General features: G+C 25.6%; 1 pseudogene. It reads left to right on the top strand.

Going from position 1 to position 426, the window contains the following annotated elements:
* Nucleotides 1–426, top strand: a pseudogene (locus KJR01_RS09855) (hypothetical protein); the annotation flags it as partial.

Raw genomic sequence — 426 nt, forward strand, 5'->3', positions numbered from 1 at the left:
CTTAAATTCTCAAAAAGATCAAATTAGATTAGAATTAAATGAGGCTTTAGAGCATCATAAAAGCATTATAGGAACATCTCATGGAAAGGTTTTGCAATTTGAAGCAAGTGTGGCCATAGTTAATAATGATGAGCTTGAGAATTTTTTACTTGCAAATTTACTTTCGTATTTTGGCATAGAAAGCACTTGTTTTAAAAATTTAAGTTTTGATGTTAATGACTTTCATTTGATTTTTATCAAGGATAAAATTTTCAATAAAAATGTAAAGAAAAATTATGATTTTATAGTGATGGGTCGGCATAAAAATACACATTATGAGTATTTTTTAACTTTACCTTTTGAAAAAAAAGATCTTGAAAATATTTTGCAAAACAAGCTTGATAAGGTTTGCACTTTAAAATTTAAAACCCCTTATCAAAATAATGT

The organism is Campylobacter sp. 2018MI10, assembly GCF_018501175.1.
In the GTDB taxonomy this organism is placed as follows: domain Bacteria; phylum Campylobacterota; class Campylobacteria; order Campylobacterales; family Campylobacteraceae; genus Campylobacter_E.